Below are 18,627 nucleotides of genomic sequence, written 5' to 3' on the forward strand. Positions count from 1 at the left end.
CTTCAAGATTTCCTGGCCGTCCTGGCGGCCTTGTCGGCGTCGAACCACCACAGAGCTGGAAATGCTGCTGCCCCGTATTTCGGCATTTCAGCCGGCCGGCTAAAACGATCCCAGCGCGCGGTCCGTACCTTCGGGTAATTCCACTGCGGCACGACGTAATGATTCCACAACAAGACGCGGTCGAGCGCGTGCGTCGCCGCCACCAGCTCGGTGCGGTCCTTGGCGAAGATTACCTTGTCGATCAGAGCATCGACAGCGGGATTCTTGATGCCGATGTAATTACTCGACCCCGGAACGTCGGCGGTTTGCGAGCTCCAGTACTCCCGCTGCTCATTACCGGGCGAAAGAGACTCTGGCCATGAATGGATGATGATGTCGTAATCGAAGCTGCGCAGCCGGTTCTCGTATTGCGCGTTGTCAACAACACGGACCGACGTCGCGACCCCGATCCTTTCCAGTGACGGCTTGTAGAACAGAGCAACTCGTTCGAAGGCCGGATCCTGAACCAGGATTTCGACCGCAACCGGCTTTCCGGTTGTGTCGACCAGCTTGCGATCCTTGATCTCGTAGCCAGCTTCCTTCAACAACCGCATAGCTTCGCGCAAATTGCCGCGCACCGCTTCGGGATCGCCGCCGACCGGATTTTGATACGGTTTGGTGAAGACCTCGGGCGGCACCTTGTCGCGCACGGTTTCGAGGATCGCCAGTTCCTGTCCCTCTGGAAGGCCGGAGCTCGCAAGCTCCGTTCCGGCAAAATAACTATTGATGCGGATGTATTGTGCGTAGAACAGCTGCTTGTTCATCTCCTCGAAGTCGAAGGCCCAGTTGAACGCATTTCGCACCCGGGCATCCCTGAATTGATCCCGGCGATTATTGAGCACGAAGGCCTGCATGACACCGGAGCTGCGGTTCGGAAACTCTTCCTTCACCACGCGCTTTTCGGTGACGGCCGGAAAGTCGTAGGCCGTGGCCCAGTTCTTCGCGCTGTTTTCGAGGCGCCAGTCGACCTGATCGCCCTTGAACCCTTCAAGCGCAACGGTCGAGTCGCGGAAGAATTCGTAGCGCAGTTCGTCGAAATTATTCTGGCCGATCTGTACCGGAAGGTTGGCGCCCCAATAATCCTTCACCCGCTCCAGAGTCAAAGTGCGGCCGGCGGCGAAATCCTTGATGCGGTAGGGACCGGAGCCCAATGGCGGCTCCAGAGTGGTCTGCGAGATATCACGCTTTTTGCCTTGGCTGTCGGTGCCTTCCCAATAGTGCTTGGGCAGCACCGTCAACTCGCCGACGATCTGCGGCAATTCACGATTGCCGACAGAATCGAAGCTGAACTTGACCTCGCGCTCGCCGGTCTTTTCAGCCTTCGCGACGTGGCGATAGTATGCGGCATATAGCGGGTTGTATTTCTTCAGCACCTCAAGCGAATAGACGACGTCCTCCGGCGTCACCGGCTTGCCGTCGTGCCAGCGGGCTTCCTTGCGAAGACGGTAGATGACCCAGGAAAAATCGCCCGGATGTTGGGCCGCTTCGGCCAGCAGACCGTATCCGGTCGCAACCTCATCCAGAGCATTTTCCATCAGCCTTTCGTAGATCAGTCCGATCGGCGCAATCGACCCCTTCACACCCGAGACCGCGATGTTGAAATTGTCGAACGTGCCGACCGAAATCTGGCGTACCGCTCCGCCCTTGGGCGCGTCGGGATTGACATAATCGAAGCGTTTGAAATCGGCCGGATACTTGATGTCGCCGAACAGCGACAAGCCGTGCCGCCAGGCAGGCTCATTTGCGGACGTCTGTGCGCGCGCGGCGCTGACGAGAGGAAATCCGGATGTAGCGCGAAGGGCCGGCGCGATCGCAGCAACGGCGCCACCCTGCAAAAGACGTCTTCGGTTAAAGGCCAAATGAGAAATCCCGTGTTGATCCGCGTTACAGGGAACGGAGTATAAGGCAAGGTTTTGACCGATTAAGTTGCTTTTTGCTCATCATGGCCGCCATCGTGGGACCAAAGGCCGCGGCAACGAAAGTGAAACCGGCGCCACACGCGCAGATTTGAACCTCGGACCGGGAACCGACGGGGCGAATGCGAAAACGGCCGGGAAACCCCGGCCGTTCCAAAACCGAATGCCTCAATCAGCAGACGCTACTTCGCCGCGGTCGGCAAGGGCTGCGGATTGTCCGAAAGCGAGTTCAGGTAGGCGATCACGTCGGCGCGCTCGCTACCCTTCTGGATACCGGCAAAGCCCATCGCGGTGCCGGGAATAAAGCCCTTCGGGTTGTCGATGAACTTGTCGAGGTCGTCGATGGTCCAGGTGCCGCCCTTGGCCTTCATGGCCGCCGAGAAATTGAAGCCACGGCCTTCACCCTTCTTGTCACCGACGATGCCATAGAGATTCGGACCGACCTTGTTGGGCCCGCCCTTGGCGAAGTCGTGACAGGCGCCGCACTTCTTGGCGGCCGCCTCACCCTTCTGGACAGAGGCGGTCTGAAGCAGCTTCTCGATCGGCTCGGCCGGCGCCGCGGCGGCGGCCTTTTCGCCACCCGCAGCTTCTTCCTTCACGGCGATTTCGAAGCCGGGCTTTTCGGGCTTGTTGGGAGCGAAAATCGCGCTGGCGGTGAAGCTCGTCACCAGCAGAAGAATGCAGGTACCGAGAACGGCACCGAGAATTTTATTGAGTTCGAAGGAGTCCATTTTGGATCAGGCTCCAGGCCGGAAATGTCGAGTTGGCCGGAGAGAAACGGCCGCGAGAGCGCCGAGGAATCGGCCCTTTGCGCCGCCCCCCAAGGCTCGCATCAGATATCGGTTTGCCCGTGCTCTGGCAACCCGTATAAACGCTTTGGCTTTTGACCCGTCCCCCATTATTTCCGGCCACTTCTCCAAGGGGTATCCAACCTTATCCCGATGACCAACCCCCGCATTTTGGTCCTGATTCCGGCCCGCATGGCCGCGACGCGCCTGCCCGGCAAACCGCTGCTGGAGATGGCCGGCCTGCCGATGATCGTCCACGTGCTGCGGCGGGCCGAGGCAGCCGGAATCGGCCGCGTCGCGGTTGCAACCGACACGGCCGATATCGCATCCGCCGTGACCAGGCATGGCGGAGAGGCCGTCATGACCCGCGCCGACCACCCCTCCGGCTCGGACCGGATCTTCGAGGCGGCGTGCCTCCTCGATCCCAGCCGCGAGGCCGAGATCGTCGTCAATTTGCAGGGCGATTTTCCGACCGTCAGTGCCGACAATATCCGCGACGTGCTGATCCCGCTGGCCGACCCGGACGTCGATATCGCGACGCTCGCCGCGGAAATCCACACCGAGGAGGAGGCCACGGCGCCCAGTGTGGTGAAGGCGGTCGGCTCCATGATCGGCCCACGCCGCCTGCGCGCCCTCTATTTTACCCGTGCCACCGCGCCCCATGGCGATGGGCCGCGCTACCATCATATCGGGCTCTATGCCTATCGGCGTGCGGCTCTCGAACGCTTTGTCAGCCTGCCGCCCTCGCCGCTGGAGCAGCAGGAGAAGCTCGAGCAATTGCGGGCGCTGGAAGCGGGCATGCGGATCGACATCGGCATCGTCGACACGGTGCCACGCGGCGTCGACACCCCGGCCGACCTCGAGGCCACGCGCCAGATACTTGCACTGGCGAAATCCTGATACCCGCACTGGCGAAATCCTGACCGGCTGCTACAAGGCACGCCATGACCAAGAAGCTGAAAATCGCATTCCAGGGCGAGCCGGGCGCCAACTCCCACATCGCCATCACCGAAGCCTATCCGGACGCGCAGGCCCTGCCCTGCGCGACCTTTGAGGACGCGCTGGCCGCGATCTCTTCCGGAGAGGCCGATCTCGGCATGATCCCGATCGAGAATTCGGTCGCCGGACGCGTCGCCGACATCCATCATCTGTTGCCGCAGTCCGGCCTCTTCATCGTCGGCGAATGGTTCCTGCCGGTGCATCATCAGTTGATGGCCCCGCGCGGCGTCAAAATCGGCGACATCAAGACCGTCGAGAGCCACGTGCATGCGCTGGGGCAATGCCGGCGCATCATCCGCAAGCTCGGCATCAAGCCGATCGTCGGGGCCGACACCGCCGGCAGCGCGCGCATCGTAGCCGAGCGTGGCGACAAGAATTGCGCGGCGATTGCCTCGAAGCTCGCAGCCGAAATCTACGGCCTCGACATTCTGGCCGAGAACGTCGAGGACGAAGATCACAACACCACCCGCTTCGTGGTGCTGGCGCGGGAAGCCGACTGGGCAAAACAAGGCGCGGGACCGCTGGTCACCACTTTTGTTTTCCGTGTGCGCAACCTCCCCGCAGCGCTCTACAAGGCGCTCGGCGGTTTTGCCACCAACGGCGTCAACATGACCAAGCTCGAAAGCTACATGGTCGACGGCAATTTCTTCGCCACGCAATTCTATGCCGATGTCGACGGCCATCCCGACGACAAGGGTCTCGCCTTTGCGCTGGAGGAATTGAAGTTCTTCTCGCGCGAATTCCGCATCGTCGGCGTCTATCCGGCCCACCCGTTCCGCGAGACGTTTAGCGAGAAGCAGGACTAGCCGAGTCGCACGATCGTCTTCCGTCGCGCCTGTAGATTCCGTCATTGCGAGCAAAGCGAAGCAATCCAGAAGATGCACCGCATCAAGATTCTGGATTGCTTCGTCGCTTGCGCTCCTCGCAATGACGGCAACAACATCTGTCCGCGGTTATGGGTCCGGCTCGCGCTTGCGCTTGGCCGGGACGACGCGGATCAAGCCGCTTCCTTCTTGCCGAGCCCGAACGCATTCGCCAGTAGGCTGTACGACTGCTTGCGCGCTTCGTGATCGTAGATCGCGCTGACGATCATCAGTTCGTCGGCCTGGCAAGCCGCAATCATCGGTTCAAGCTTCTGCATGACGGTTGCCGGGCTGCCGACAAACAGCCGTGAGCGGTTGCGTGCGATCGCGGCGCGATCGGCGTCGGTGTAGGGGAAGGCCTGCGCCTCCTCCGGGCTCGGCAGCGGGATATATTGACCGCGGTCGCGCAGCAGCCGGTTGAGATCCATCGACGCCGCGAGCCGCTCGGCCTCGGCGTCGGTGTCGGCCGTAACGACTGCAACCGCCAGAATCGCATAAAGCGTCTCGCGCCAGCCGGTTTGCTTGAAATGCGCGCGATAGTTCGTCATCGCGGCCGTCGCATCGTACGACGCAAAGTGATGCGCGAACGCAAAGCCCATGCCGACCTGCGCCGCCAACTCCGAACTGTAGTCGCTCGAGCCAAGCAACCAGATCGGCGGCAGCGGCGTGTCGTCCGGCATCGCCACCACCTTGTTGAAGGGGTGATTGGGCGGGAAGTTGCGAGTCTCCCACAATGTCAGTTCGTGCAACCGTTCGAGAAAATCGTCGCCCTCGCGTTTGTCGAGCCTGGAGCGTAGTGCATAGGCCGTGGGGCCATCGGTGCCGGGCGCACGCCCCAAACCGAGATCGATCCGGCCAGGGAACAGCGCCTCCAGCATCTTGAAGCGTTCGGCCACCACCAGCGGCGCATGGTTCGGCAACATCACGCCACCGGAGCCGACGCGGATGTTTTTCGTCACCGCCGCGATCTGCCCAATCATCAGATCAGGCGCGGGGCTCGCCACCGACGCCAGATTATGATGCTCGGCGAGCCAGTAGCGGGTGAAGCCGAGCGCATCGACGTGGCGGGCGAGATCGATGCTGTTGCGCAGCGCCGCGGCCGGCCTGGTGGCGGACGTGACAACGGAGAGATCGAGGACGGAAAGCGGGATCATGGCCGTAAACCTAGTGCAGGGAACCGGCAGCACAACGGCGCGGCGCGCAGGTCAGGTCTTTGGGCCGACACGCGAAGCAAGGCGCCACTTGGCTCGGTGGGCAATGGATTTTGTCTTTCTTAATAATGTCAATTTGCCCACTCCCTTCTTCAAAATCGGATCGAAATAAATAATTTAAAACAATATATTATGCTGATTCAAGCTTCGCCCACCGGAGAAGAAACGGGTCTAGAATTCCATTTCTATTGGCGTAATTGGGCTACTTCCCACATATAGTGGGCTATTTCGCGAAAGCCTTTTCACCTATCTTGGTTCGATACCATCAACGCCCCTGCGCGGCTTTTCAGGTTTGTTGCGGAGATTACCAAAGTCATGAGTGAAACTACCCTGGCCACGTCGGCCGCATCCCGCGCGCCAAATCAGCCGGCGATCTCCTTCGAATTCTTCCCGCCGAAGACCGAGGAGATGGAAAAGAGCCTGTGGGAGACCATCAAGCGTCTCGCGCCGCTGACCCCCAGTTTCGTCTCGGTGACCTATGGCGCCGGCGGCTCCACCCGCGAGCGCACCCATTCCACCATCGCCCGGATTCTCGGCGAGACCGAACTTCTGCCGGCCGCGCATCTGACCTGCGTCGGCGCCGCGCGCAGCGAGATCGACGACATTGTCAGCCGCTATCACGCGACCGGCGTCCGCCACATCGTGGCGCTGCGCGGCGATCCGCCCGGCGGCATCGGCACCCCCTACTCCACCCATCCCGACGGCTATCAGACCTCTTCCGAACTTGTCGCCGGCATCAAGAAGCGATTTCCCGATATCGAGGTCTCGGTTTCGGCCTACCCGGAGAAGCATCCGGAGAGCCCGAGCTTCGATGCCGATATCGATACGCTGAAGGCGAAAGTCGACGCCGGCGCGACGCGCGCGATCACGCAGGTCTTCTTCGACAACGACCATTACCTTCGCTACCTCGACCGCGTGCGCGCTCGCGGCATCGATATTCCGATCGTGCCCGGCATCATGCCGATGCACAATTTCAAGCAGGCGCGAAATTTCGTCACCCGGGCCGGCACCACCGTGCCGGATTGGCTTGCGGCAAAATTCGACGGCCTCGACGACGACGCCGAGACCAGGAAGCTCGTCGCGGCGACTGTCGTTGCCGGGCAAGTGCAGAAGCTCAACAAGCACGGCGTCGACACCTTTCATTTCTACACCATGAACCGCGCCGACCTGGTTTTCGCGATCTGCCATCTGCTCGGCATCCGCCCTTCGGCTGCGCAGAAGGCGGCGTAAGTCGATGACCGTTCCCGTCTCTCCGAAACGCACTGCGTTCCTTGCTGCCGCCAAGGAGCGCATTCTCGTGCTCGATGGCGCCATGGGCACCATGATCCAGGCGCTGCAATACGACGAAGCTGCTTTTCGCGGCGCGCGCTTTGCGGATTTTCATCGCGACGTCAGGGGCAACAACGACCTGTTGATCCTGACCCAGCCGAAAGCGATCGAGGACATCCACGCCGCTTACCTGCGCGCGGGCGCCGACATCGTCGCCACCAACACTTTCTCGTCGACCGGAATCGCGCAAGCCGACTATGACATGTCGGACCTCGCCTACGAGCTCAACCTCGAGGGCGCGAAGCTCGCGCGCGCCGCCGCGGAGCGCGTGGCCGCCGAGGACGGCAAGCCGCGATTTGTCGCCGGCGCCATCGGCCCGACCAATCGCACCGCCTCGATCTCGCCCGACGTGTCGAATCCGGGCTACCGCGCCGTCACCTTCGACGATCTCCGCACGGCCTATGGCGAGCAGATCAAGGGCCTGCTCGACGGCGGCGCTGATTTGCTGCTGGTCGAAACCATTTTCGACACGCTCAACGCCAAGGCTGCGCTTTACGCGATCGCCGAGATCACCGAAGCGCGCGGCATCGACGTGCCCGTCATGGTGTCGGGCACGATCACCGACAAATCCGGCCGCTTGCTCTCGGGCCAGTTGCCCGAAGCGTTCTGGAATTCGGTCCGGCACGCCAAACCGATCACGATCGGCTTCAATTGCGCGCTCGGCGCCGAGGATCTGCGCGCGCATATCGCCGATATCGGCCGTGTCGCCGATGCGCTGGTCTGTGCCTATCCCAATGCCGGCCTGCCCAACGAGTTCGGCCAGTACGACGAGAGTCCGGAATATATGGCGCGGCTGATCGGCGAGTTTGCCGCGAGCGGCCTCGTCAATGTCGTCGGCGGCTGCTGCGGCACCACGCCCGAGCATATTTCCGCGATTGCGGCCGCAGTCAGCCCGCACAAGCCGCGCATCGTTCCCGTGATCGAACCGCGCCTGCGGCTTTCCGGCCTCGAACCTTTTGAGCTCACCCCGGCCATTCCCTTCGTCAATGTCGGCGAACGCACCAACGTCACGGGATCGGCGCGCTTCCGCAAGCTAATCACGGCCGGCGACTACACCGCGGCCCTGCAGGTCGCGCGCGACCAGGTCGAGAACGGCGCGGTCGTGATCGACGTCAACATGGACGAAGGCCTGCTCGACTCCGAAGCGGCGATGGTGACCTTCCTCAACCTCGTTGCCGCCGAGCCGGACATCGCCCGCGTTCCCGTGATGATCGATTCCTCGAAATTCCACGTGATCGAGGCCGGCTTGAAATGCGTGCAGGGCAAGCCGGTCGTGAACTCGATCTCCATGAAGGAGGGCGAGGAGAAATTCATCCACGAGGCCAATATCGCGAGGCGCCATGGCGCGGCTGTCGTTGTGATGGCCTTCGACGAAAAGGGCCAGGCCGATACGTTTGCGCGCAAGACCGAAATCTGCAAGCGCGCCTATGACATCCTGGTCAACCGCGTCGGCTTCCCGCCGGAAGACATCATTTTCGATCCGAATATTTTCGCGATCGCGACCGGTATCGAAGAGCACAACAATTACGGCGTCGATTTCATCGAGGCGACGCGCTGGATCCGGCAAAACCTGCCGCACGCGCATATCTCCGGCGGCGTTTCCAACCTGTCGTTCTCGTTCCGCGGCAACGAGCCGGTGCGCGAAGCCATGCACTCGGTGTTCCTGTATCACGCCATCAAGGCGGGCATGGACATGGGCATCGTCAATGCCGGACAGATGATCGTCTATGACGACATCGATCCCGAGCTGCGCCAGGTGTGCGAAGATGTCATCCTCAACCGCGACGCCGGCGCGTCCGAGCGGCTGCTCGGCTTGGCCGAAAAATTCCGCGGCAAGGAGAAGAAGACCGAGACGCAAGATCTCGCCTGGCGCGAATGGCCGGTCGACAAGCGCCTCTCGCACGCGCTGGTGCACGGCATCACCGAATATATCGACGCCGACACCGAGAAAGCGCGAAAGCTCTCGGCGCGCCCGCTCGATGTGATCGAAGGCCCGCTGATGGCCGGCATGAACGTCGTCGGCGATCTCTTCGGCGACGGCAAGATGTTCCTGCCGCAGGTCGTCAAATCCGCCCGCGTGATGAAGCAGGCGGTCGCCTACCTGATGCCGTTCATGGAAGAAGAGAAGGCGAGGAACCTTGCCAATGGCACGGTCGCCGACGACCGTCATGCCGCCGGAAAGATCGTGCTCGCGACCGTCAAGGGCGACGTCCACGACATCGGCAAGAATATCGTCGGCATCGTGCTGCAATGTAACAACTTCGAGGTGATCGACCTCGGCGTGATGGTGCCGGCGGCAAAGATCGTCGAGACCGTCAAGGCGCAGAAGGCAGATATTGTCGGCCTGTCCGGCCTCATCACCCCCTCGCTGGACGAGATGGCGTTCTTTGCGTCCGAGCTGCAGCGTGAGGGGTTGAAGGTTCCGCTCTTGATCGGCGGTGCCACCACCAGCCGCGTCCACACAGCCGTGAAGATCGATCCCAATTATCGCAGCGGACCGGTGGTGCATGTCAACGATGCGAGCCGCGCCGTCGGCGTCGCCTCTGCACTGCTGTCGCCGGAAAAGCGCGAGGCCTATGCCGCAGAAGTCCGCGCCGAATACGCCAAGATCTCCGCGGCACATTTCCGCGCACAGGCCGACAAGAAGCGGTTGAAGCTCTCCGATGCGCGCGCCAACGCCGTGCCGGTCGATTTTGCCAAGACGCCGCCGAAAAAGCCGTCGTTCCTCGGGCTGAAGACGTTCCGCAGTTACGATCTTGCGGAGCTCGCCGACTACATCGACTGGACGCCGTTCTTCCAGACCTGGGAGCTGAGCGGGCGCTTTCCCGCCATTCTCGACGATCCCAAGGTCGGCGAAGTGGCGCGCTCGCTCTATGACGATGCGCGCAAGATGCTCCATCGCATCATTGCCGAGAAATGGTTCACGGCGCAGGCGACGATCGGCTTCTGGCCGGCCAACACGGTCGGCGATGACATCCTCGTTTACGCGGACGAGACGCGGAGCAAGCCGATTGCAACGCTTCACACGCTGCGCCAGCAGCTTGAGAAGCGCGAAGGCCGCTTCAACGCTGCGCTGTCGGATTTCATCGCGCCTGTGGCTTCCGGCGTGAAGGACTATGTCGGCGGCTTCGTGGTCACGGCCGGCATCGGCGAGGACGCGGTCGCCGACCGTTTCAAGAAATCGAACGACGATTATTCGTCGATCCTGTGCAAGGCGCTGGCCGATCGCCTTGCCGAGGCCTTTGCCGAGCGCATGCATGCGCGCGTGCGCCGCGAATTCTGGGGCTATGCGCCGGACGAGGCTCTCTCGACTGACGATCTCATCCTCGAGAAATACGACGGCATCCGTCCCGCGCCCGGCTATCCGGCACAGCCCGACCACACCGAGAAGGCGACGCTGTTCAAACTGCTCGATGCCGAGAACACTGCGGGCGTGAAACTCACCGAGAGCTTTGCGATGTGGCCGGGCTCGTCGGTGTCGGGGCTTTATTTCAGCCATCCCGAAAGCTTCTATTTCGGTGTCGGCAAGATCGAGCGCGACCAGGTCGAAGACTATGCCGCTCGCAAGAGCATGACGGTCGCGGAAGTCGAACGCTGGCTGGCGCCGATCCTGAACTACATCCCGGCGCAGGACCAGTCGGCGCAGAGCCGTGGTGTGAGCGGGACGATTGCAACGCTGGCGCTGTCCTCCGCCGCGCCCGCCAACGACGCCGACGTGAAGGAGCTTTCCTCGCATCCGCCCGGCTGCAACTGCGCGATCCATCTCGCCTGGCGCAAGAAGAAGGTCGGCGCGGGGTAGGTTCTTTCCCCTCTCCCCTTGCGGGAGAGGGCGCCCGAGCGAAGCGAGCGCCGGGTATTTCTCCACGGACGCGCCGGCATCGGCCTTAGAAATCGAGCGGCGCGTTGTCGACCACTTCCTTCATGACAAAGAATGTGCGGGTCTGCCGGACGCCGGGCAGCGCCAGCAACTGTTCGCCGTGCAACGATCTGAAATCGGCGATGTCCTTGACGCGGATCTTGAGGAAGAAATCGAAGTCGCCGGCGACCAGATGGCAATCGAGCACAAACGGCAATTTCCGGATCGCCGCCTCAAAGGCCGAAAAACTCTCCTGCGTCGAGCGATCGAGCACCACGCCGACAATGACGAGCGCGCCGCGATCGACCTTGTCAGGCGAAATGTCCGCGCGCACCGAGCGAATGTAGCCCTCGTCGAACAGCCGCTGGGTCCGCCGGTGACATGTCGCGGGGCTGATATTGGCGGCCTTCGCCAACTCCGCATTGGTCATCCGCCCCTCGCGTTGCAGACGCCGGAGAATGCGTTGGTCGACGCGATCGAGCGTGGAATATTCTTTCATATTTTCGCGCCTTATTCGAAGAAATGAGCTGTATTGTTGTTCCAAATAGGCCATTTTTGAAAAAATGGGAAGAACATTCGAGAGCACCTTTTCCGGGATTTTCGCTACACCTGTCTCGCAGCCGCCTGACCCGGAGATCGACATGCTGAGACTGGACAAGTTCGAACGCTATCCGCTGACCTTTGGCCCGACGCCGATCGAGTACCTGCCGCGGATGACCGAAGCGCTCGGCGGCAAGGTGAAGATCTACGCCAAGCGTGACGACTGCAATTCGGGTCTTGCGATGGGCGGCAACAAGCTGCGCAAGCTTGAATACATCGTGCCCGATGCGATTGCTTCTAACGCCGACACGCTGGTGTCGATCGGCGGCGTGCAGTCGAACCACACGCGCATGGTGGCGGCGACCGCGGCCAAGATCGGCATGAAGTGCGTGGTCATCCAGGAGACCTGGGTGCCGCACGAGGACGCCGTGTACGACCGTGTCGGCAATATCATGATGACGCGGTTGATGGGCGCCGAGAGCCGCATCGTCCCTGATGGATTCGACATCGGCATCCGCAAGAGCTGGGAAGAAGCGATCCAGTCGGTGAAGGACGCCGGCGGCAAGCCCTACGGCATCCCGGCCGGCGCCTCGGTGCACAAATATGGCGGCCTCGGCTATGTCGGCTTCGCCGAAGAAGTTCGCGCCCAGGAAAAGCAGATGGGCGTCACCTTCGACTACATCATCGTCTGCGTGGTCACCGGCTCGACGCAAGGCGGCATGATCGTCGGCTTCGCTGCGGATAATCGCGCCCATCGCGTGATCGGCATCGATGCTTCAGGAACCCCCGAGCAGACTCGCACGCAGGTTCGCGGCATCGTCGATCAGACCGCCGAACTGGTCGAGCTTGGACGGAAAGTGCGCGACGACGAAATCGTCATCCTGAACGACTATGCCTATCCGGCCTATGGCGTGCCGAGCAAGGAGACCAGCGACGCGATCCGCTTTGCGGCGCGCACCGAAGCCATGATCACGGACCCTGTCTACGAGGGCAAATCGATGCAAGGCATGATGGATCTCGTCAGGAAAGGCTTCTTTCCCGATGGCGCCAAGGTGCTCTACGCGCACCTCGGCGGCGCGCCTGCGCTCAACGGCTACAGCTACACCTACCGAAACGGATAGAAGGTCGCGGCCTACTTGCCGAACGGCACCATCGCACCCGGTGCGCCCGCGCGCTTCTGCAAGTCCGGGATATTGACCTTGACGCCACCCGCCATGACGACATCGCCGGGCCGCTGATCCGCCGCACAGGCGCCCAGCCATTTGGCGTCCATCGTCATCCTGGTCGCCGGCAGATCGACACCTTCTGCCGTCACCGTCATGGTGTAGGCGGAATCGAAGCTGCCTGACACCACTGCATGCGCGCTTGCCGGCTTGCCGTTGAAGGTGCACTGCGTGTCGATCGTCATCCCGCCTTCCGATTTCTTCACCTCACGCTTGGCGCAAATCGGCGCCGCAAGCGGGCCGGTGCTCGATTGCAGCATCTGGTCGGTCGCGGCATCGATGCATTGTTGCACCGTGACCGCGCGCCCGCGGTCGTCGATCGAGGTCTTGACTTCCCACAAGCCCGGCTTGCGCGCAGGCGCATCTTCGGCTGTCGCAGGCACTGCGGCGAGCAAACCAAGGACAGCGCCGATACGGACCACAGCGTGTAACCCGGTGTTACCGGGCAACCGGCGTTTACAAGAATTCATTTGCAGCGACCTCGTCTCATCGGCAACTTCCTATCAATATCATCGATCTCCGCGCAACAATTACGCGGGTGAGAACAGGCTGGTTTCGAGGCCTTGATTTGGGGCAGGCGTGTGGCGATATCGTGTGACATTGTGTGGCTTTTGCCTCGAAGCGTTGCCAGATAGAAGCTGGCCACAACGACTTCGAATGCGCCGATGAGCCTGTCCGCACCCTTCGTCCGCCGCCCGGTCGCCACCACGCTGCTCTCGCTGGGACTCGTGGTGGCTGGCGTGATCGCGTTCTTCAAGCTGCCGGTCGCGCCGCTGCCGGACGTCGACATCCCGACCATTTTTGTGCAAGCGACGCTGCCCGGCGCGAGCCCGGAGGACGTCGCCACCACGGTCGCCAGCCCGCTCGAGCGCCATCTCGGCCAGATCGCCAGCGTCACCGAAATGACCTCGTCGAGCAACCTCGGCTCCGCGAACATCGCCCTGCAATTCGACATCGGTCGCGACATCAATGGCGCCGCACGCGACGTGCAGGCCGCGATCAACGCGGCCCGCGCGGATCTACCGTCCAGCCTGCGCACCAATCCGACCTATCGCAAGCTCAACCCGGCTTCGTCCCCGATCCTGATCTACACCCTGACGTCAGACACGCTGATGCCGGGGGAACTCTACGACGCCGCCTCGACCATCCTGGCGCAGAAGCTGTCGCAGATCGAAGGTGTCGGTCAGGTCTCCGTCCAGGGCGGGTCGCTGCCGGCGGTGCGTGTCGAGCTGTTGCCACCGGCGCTCTATAAATACGGCATTGGCCTCGAGGACGTTCGCGCCGCGCTGGCCTCAACCAATGCGCACAGCCCGAAGGGCGGCATCGATGTCAGCAGCCAGCGCTACCAGATCTACTCCAACGACCAGGCCAACAAGGCTGACGACTACAAGCCGCTGATCGTCGCCTACCGCAACGGCGCGCCTGTGCGGCTCGCCGATATCGGTGAAGTCGTCAACTCGGTCGAAAACGTGCGGACGCTCGGCCTTTCAAACGGCAAGCCGGCGGTGATGATGATCGTGTACCGGCAGCCGGGCGCCAACGTCATCCAGATGGTCGATCGCGTGAAGGCGCTGATGCCGCAACTCAAGGCGTCGGTCTCGCCTGCGATCGATGTCAATCTTGCCCTCGACCGCTCGAAGACGATCCGCGCCTCGCTCAGGGACGTCGAGATCACGCTGCTGATTGCGGTCGCGCTCGTGATCCTCGTCGTGTTCGCCTTCCTGCGCGATGCGCGCGCCACGCTCATTCCGACCGCAGCCGTCCTGGTGTCGCTGGTGGCGACGCTCGCCGTCATGTATGTACTGGGTTATACCCTCGACATCTTCTCGCTGATGGCGCTGACAGTCGCGACTGGCTTCGTTGTGGATGACGCCATTGTCGTGCTGGAAAACATTGCCCGCCATATGGAGGCCGGCTTGTCGCGGCTGGAGGCCACCCTTGTCGGCTCCCGCGAGGTCGGCTTCACTGTTCTGTCGATGAGCGTGTCGCTGGTCGCGGTGTTTATCCCGGTCCTGTTGATGGGCGGCCTGGCCGGCCGGCTGTTTCGCGAATTCACCATGACGATCACGATCGCGATCGCGATTTCGCTCGTGGTGTCACTGACGACGACGCCGATGATGTGCGCCATCTTGCTGCGCGGCGATCGCCGCCAACCGCATGGGCGCATCTACCGGATCAGCGAATACGTCTTCGAGGCGATGTTGCGCTTCTATCGCTGGACGCTTGGGATAGCATTACGCCACCCGCTGCTGGTGATGTTGACACTGGCCGCGACGCTCTACCTGAACTTCCATCTCTACCGCGTGGTCCCGAAGGGCTTTGTGCCGCAGCAGGATTCCGGTCTTTTGCGGGGGGTGATCCAGGCCGATCAACATTCCTCGTTTCAACTGATGCGACAGAAGCTCACGCAATTCATCGACATCGTCAAACAGGACCCGGCGGTCGACACCGCGCTCGGCTTCACCGGCGGCGGCGGGCCGGGCTCCGGCGGCGTCAATACCGGAACGGTATTCGCCTCACTGAAACCGATCAGCGAGCGCGGGGTCTCGGCAGAGCAGGTGGTCGAACGGCTACGCGGGCAGCTCTCGGCTGTGGCAGGCGCCACTTTGACACTGCAATCGCTCGGCGACCTCGGCGCCGGCGGGCGTACGGGCAACGCGGCTTATCAATACACCCTGCAAGGCTCGACGTCCGACGAACTGAACGAATGGACGCCGAAACTGGTCGCAGCGCTTCAGGCCATGCCCCAGCTTTCGGACGTCTCCAGCGACCAGCAGAACAAGGCGCTGCAATCCAACCTCATCATCGACCGCGACGCCGCCGCTCAGTTCGGCATCAGCGTCCGCGAGATCGACAACACGCTCTATGACGCCTTCGGACAGCGGCAGGTCTCGACGATCTATGTCGAGCGCAACCAGTATCACGTGATCATGGAGGTGACGCCCGACTACTGGCAAAATCCGGAGACCCTGAAGGACGTCTATGTCAGCACCATCGGCGGTCCCGCGAGCGGTTCGCAAACGACCAACGCTGTGGCAGGAACGGTCGCCTCGCGCTCTCAGCCGAACTCGCTCAGTTCGATCGTCGCGAACGCGGTGCGAAACCAGGCGACCAATTCGATCGGCGCGGCCGGCAAGGGCGCCTCGTCGACCGGAACGGCGATCTCGACCAGCGCCGAAACGATGATTCCGCTGGCAAGCGTCGCCCGCTTCGCGGAGGGCGAGACGCCGCTTTCGGTCAGCCATCAGGATGGTCTCGTTGCCTCGACCGTCTCCTTCAACCTCCCGCCCGGCGTTTCCTTGAGCGCGGGCACGGCCGCGATCGAGGCGACGATGAGCAAGATCGGCATGCCGGCCGATATTCGCGGCAGCTTTGGCGGCGCTGCCAAGCTTTTCCTGCAATCGGTGGCGAACGAGCCGTTCCTCATTCTGGCGGCGCTCGCCACGATCTACATCTCGCTCGGCATGCTCTATGAGAGTTACATTCATCCGCTCACGATCCTGTCGACGCTGCCGTCGGCGGGTGTCGGCGCGGTCGCCGCTCTGATGCTGTCGCACACCCAATTCGACATCATCGCGATGATCGGCGTGATCTTGCTGATCGGCATCGTCAAGAAGAACGCGATCATGATGATCGACTTTGCGCTGGACGCCGAACGCATGCGCGGGCTGTCGTCACGCGAGGCGATCTTCGAGGCCTGCGTGATGCGCTTCCGCCCGATCATGATGACCACCATGGCCGCTTTGTTTGGCGCGGTGCCGCTGATGGTTGGCCTCGGCGAAGGCAGCGAATTCCGCCAGCCGCTGGGTATTGCCATTTTTGGCGGGCTGATCCTGAGCCAGATTCTCACCCTCTATACGACGCCGGTGGTCTACCTCTATCTCGATCGCGCGCGGCATTGGCGGCGGCGACGGCGCGAGCGTCGTCTGGTTCCCGGCGAGTAGACGCGTCGCCATCGAACGCATTTCGGCGTTGCGCGCTGCTTGAGAGACGGCAGCCGCCGGTCCCACCCGCATCGCGTGGCAACTCCCGCTCGCAAGCCCGTCGCAACAACATCATCGTATCGCCGCCGAACGACGGGTGACACAAAGTCTTCACCCGTTGAGCACACATCGCGCAACCCGCGTTACAATGTCGGGCATCATTCCGCCGGTTGCATCGTCCGTCGCTGCAATCACCAAATGAACATGATTAAACGTACTGCTCCGCCATCTTTGGACGAACGCTTGCCCGCATTCGCGTCGATGTTCTTTGCAGTCCTGAGTACGGTGAAATCTCCGCAGCTTTCGCCAGTGGGGTCTCGGTGACCGCGAGTGACCGCAAGGAAAGCTCGCGCTGATTTCTGCGTGGGGAGCATCACATGCCGCGAGAGACTCGTTCTCGGGGCTTCCGTTTGGCATGTCTGCCGAATGGAGCCCTGTTGCTTGCAATCGTCATCCTCGAGCTGTTCATTCCGCGCCAGGCGTCCGCGCTACCGAGCTTCGCGCGACAGACCGGACTCGGTTGCGGCGCATGCCACACCGAGTTTCCACAACTCACCCCCTTCGGCAGGCGTTTCAAGATTCTCGGATATACGCTCGGTCGTTCGGTCCCGGAGGACAAACGGGTGCTGGGCTACAATTCGCCATTTCCGAGCAAGGACCAGGTGACGCCGGATGCTTCACTGCCGTTGTCCGTGCAGGCTATCGCATCCTTCACACACACCGCGACGGGTCAGGACACCGCTGGCTCGGCGCCCTTTCTGAAGTCGAATGATAACGTCGAGCTCCAGACCGCCAGTCTTTTCTATGGCGGCGCCATCACCGATCATATCGGCGCCTTTATCCAGGGCACCTATAATGCGCAAGGGTTTGGCCCGCCCGCAGCTCATCTGTTCACATGGGATAATCTCGACCTGCGCTATGCCAACACTTTTGACATTGGCGGCATGCCGCTGGTCTACGGCGTCACCGTGAACAACAATCCAACCGTGCAGGACCCCTGGAATACCACGCCGGCATGGGGGTATCCCTTCACGACATCAAACCTCGCCAATACACCTGCCGCGAAGACGCTCATCGACCAAACCTATGCCGCGCAGGTGCTAGGTATCGGCGCCTATACCTTCATCAACGATCAGCTCTACCTCGAACTCGCCGGCTACCAGACGCTGAACCCCGGCGCGCTCAATTCGCTCGGGGTCAATCCGGACAACACCCTACCGATCAACGGTGTTGCGCCTTATTTCAGGGCCGCTTTCGAACAGCAATGGGGCAGGCACTCGCTCGAACTAGGAACATTCGGCCTGCTTGCCGAAACCGGCTTGCCGCTCGCCACTCCGGGCGCAGGCACCAATCGCTTCACCGACATCGGGCTGGACTCGCAGTATCAGTACCGGGGTGACGGCTATTGGGTGACGCTGCGTTCCACCTATCTGCACGAGAACCAGTCGCTCGGCGCCAGCGTTGCCAATGGTCTTGCCGCCAATCTCAATAACACGCTGAATACATTCCGCACCCAGGCCTCATTGAGCTATGGCACTGATGGCAAGGTCATCCTGACCGGCGGCTATTTCAATACCTGGGGCAGCTCCGATTCCATCCTGTATGGTGGAAACCGTACATTCAGCCCGAACAGCGACGGCTTTGTCGGCGAGATCGCCTACCAGTTCTTCGGCAAGAACAACGCTCCAAAACTATGGCCGTGGTTCAATTCGCGCGTCGGCCTGCAATATATCGCCTACAACAAGTTCAATGGCGCCAGCACGAACTTCGACGGCAACGGAACGAATGCCCGCGACAACGACACACTGTTGATCTATCTCTGGTCAACTTTTTAACGTGCCGCGGTGATCGATCGCTGGCAAGACGGTACCGGCGGTACG

12 protein-coding genes are annotated in these 18,627 nt (G+C 61.9%); 7 read left to right on the forward strand and 5 right to left on the reverse strand.

Annotated features, from left to right (window positions below):
• Positions 1 to 2: 2 nt before the first annotated feature.
• On the reverse strand, positions 3 to 1,898 hold the full coding sequence (locus VFB05_RS00515) for an extracellular solute-binding protein (protein WP_325007592.1): 1,896 nt from the start codon (positions 1,896 to 1,898) through the stop codon (positions 3 to 5).
• Between the two features lie 239 nt (positions 1,899 to 2,137).
• The gene (locus tag VFB05_RS00520; RefSeq protein ID WP_325007594.1) at positions 2,138 to 2,686 is read right to left on the reverse strand and encodes a cytochrome c family protein; all 549 of its coding nucleotides are present in this window, start codon (positions 2,684 to 2,686) and stop codon (positions 2,138 to 2,140) included.
• 210 nt (positions 2,687 to 2,896) lie between these two features.
• Between VFB05_RS00520 and VFB05_RS00525 the strand changes: the two genes are divergently transcribed.
• On the forward strand, positions 2,897 to 3,643 hold the full coding sequence (locus VFB05_RS00525) for a 3-deoxy-manno-octulosonate cytidylyltransferase (RefSeq protein WP_325007596.1): 747 nt from the start codon (positions 2,897 to 2,899) through the stop codon (positions 3,641 to 3,643).
• Between the two features lie 44 nt (positions 3,644 to 3,687).
• Positions 3,688 to 4,548 carry a prephenate dehydratase gene (locus tag VFB05_RS00530; protein WP_325007599.1) on the forward strand — a complete coding sequence of 287 codons (861 nt, stop codon included), beginning with the start codon at positions 3,688 to 3,690 and terminating at the stop codon, positions 4,546 to 4,548.
• A 191-nt stretch (positions 4,549 to 4,739) separates the two neighbouring features.
• On the opposite strand, the gene VFB05_RS00535 is transcribed toward VFB05_RS00530, so the two are convergent.
• Entirely contained in the window at positions 4,740 to 5,759 is a 1,020-nt protein-coding gene (locus VFB05_RS00535; protein WP_325007602.1) for an LLM class flavin-dependent oxidoreductase, read from the reverse strand.
• Positions 5,760 to 6,131: 372 nt separating this feature from the next.
• On the opposite strand from VFB05_RS00535, the gene metF reads away from it, so the two are divergent.
• Positions 6,132 to 7,046: a methylenetetrahydrofolate reductase [NAD(P)H] gene (gene metF, locus VFB05_RS00540; protein WP_325007604.1), complete on the forward strand. Its 915-nt coding sequence runs from the start codon at positions 6,132 to 6,134 to the stop codon at positions 7,044 to 7,046.
• A gap of 4 nt (positions 7,047 to 7,050) precedes the next feature.
• Positions 7,051 to 10,944: a methionine synthase gene (gene metH, locus VFB05_RS00545; RefSeq protein ID WP_325007606.1), complete on the forward strand. Its 3,894-nt coding sequence runs from the start codon at positions 7,051 to 7,053 to the stop codon at positions 10,942 to 10,944.
• Between the two features lie 85 nt (positions 10,945 to 11,029).
• Here metH and VFB05_RS00550 read toward each other — a convergent pair whose 3' ends face one another.
• Positions 11,030 to 11,500 carry an Lrp/AsnC family transcriptional regulator gene (locus VFB05_RS00550; protein WP_325007608.1) on the reverse strand — a complete coding sequence of 157 codons (471 nt, stop codon included), beginning with the start codon at positions 11,498 to 11,500 and terminating at the stop codon, positions 11,030 to 11,032.
• 142 nt (positions 11,501 to 11,642) lie between these two features.
• Here VFB05_RS00550 and VFB05_RS00555 point away from each other — a divergent pair, with 142 nt between their 5' ends.
• Positions 11,643 to 12,662, forward strand: a complete 1,020-nt coding sequence (locus VFB05_RS00555; RefSeq protein ID WP_325007610.1) for a 1-aminocyclopropane-1-carboxylate deaminase — start codon at positions 11,643 to 11,645, stop codon at positions 12,660 to 12,662.
• 11 nt (positions 12,663 to 12,673) lie between these two features.
• On the opposite strand, the gene VFB05_RS00560 is transcribed toward VFB05_RS00555, so the two are convergent.
• Positions 12,674 to 13,234: a DUF3617 domain-containing protein gene (locus VFB05_RS00560; RefSeq protein ID WP_325007613.1), complete on the reverse strand. Its 561-nt coding sequence runs from the start codon at positions 13,232 to 13,234 to the stop codon at positions 12,674 to 12,676.
• A 195-nt stretch (positions 13,235 to 13,429) separates the two neighbouring features.
• Between VFB05_RS00560 and VFB05_RS00565 the strand changes: the two genes are divergently transcribed.
• Together VFB05_RS00565 and VFB05_RS00570 are read left to right on the forward strand one after the other, a co-directional pair.
• The gene (locus VFB05_RS00565) at positions 13,430 to 16,708 is read left to right on the forward strand and encodes an efflux RND transporter permease subunit (RefSeq protein ID WP_325007615.1); all 3,279 of its coding nucleotides are present in this window, start codon (positions 13,430 to 13,432) and stop codon (positions 16,706 to 16,708) included.
• A gap of 476 nt (positions 16,709 to 17,184) precedes the next feature.
• A complete protein-coding gene (locus VFB05_RS00570) occupies positions 17,185 to 18,582 on the forward strand; it encodes a cytochrome C (protein WP_325007617.1) in 1,398 nt (465 codons plus the stop codon).
• Positions 18,583 to 18,627: the final 45 nt, after the last annotated feature.

This window comes from Bradyrhizobium sp. (genome assembly GCF_035652035.1).
In the GTDB taxonomy this organism is placed as follows: Bacteria; Pseudomonadota; Alphaproteobacteria; order Rhizobiales; family Xanthobacteraceae; genus Bradyrhizobium.

Bases quoted from the DNA above. Each gene is read 5' to 3' on its own strand.
- VFB05_RS00520 (WP_325007594.1), bottom strand. From the start codon at position 2,686: ATGGACTCCTTCGAACTCAATAAAATTCTCGGTGCCGTTCTCGGTACC.
- VFB05_RS00525 (WP_325007596.1), top strand. From the start codon at position 2,897: ATGACCAACCCCCGCATTTTGGTCCTGATTCCGGCCCGCATGGCCGCG.
- VFB05_RS00530 (WP_325007599.1), top strand. From the start codon at position 3,688: ATGACCAAGAAGCTGAAAATCGCATTCCAGGGCGAGCCGGGCGCCAAC.
- VFB05_RS00535 (WP_325007602.1), bottom strand. From the start codon at position 5,759: ATGATCCCGCTTTCCGTCCTCGATCTCTCCGTTGTCACGTCCGCCACC.
- metF (WP_325007604.1), top strand. From the start codon at position 6,132: ATGAGTGAAACTACCCTGGCCACGTCGGCCGCATCCCGCGCGCCAAAT.
- metH (WP_325007606.1), top strand. From the start codon at position 7,051: ATGACCGTTCCCGTCTCTCCGAAACGCACTGCGTTCCTTGCTGCCGCC.
- VFB05_RS00550 (WP_325007608.1), bottom strand. From the start codon at position 11,500: ATGAAAGAATATTCCACGCTCGATCGCGTCGACCAACGCATTCTCCGG.
- VFB05_RS00555 (WP_325007610.1), top strand. From the start codon at position 11,643: ATGCTGAGACTGGACAAGTTCGAACGCTATCCGCTGACCTTTGGCCCG.
- VFB05_RS00560 (WP_325007613.1), bottom strand. From the start codon at position 13,234: ATGAATTCTTGTAAACGCCGGTTGCCCGGTAACACCGGGTTACACGCT.
- VFB05_RS00565 (WP_325007615.1), top strand. From the start codon at position 13,430: ATGAGCCTGTCCGCACCCTTCGTCCGCCGCCCGGTCGCCACCACGCTG.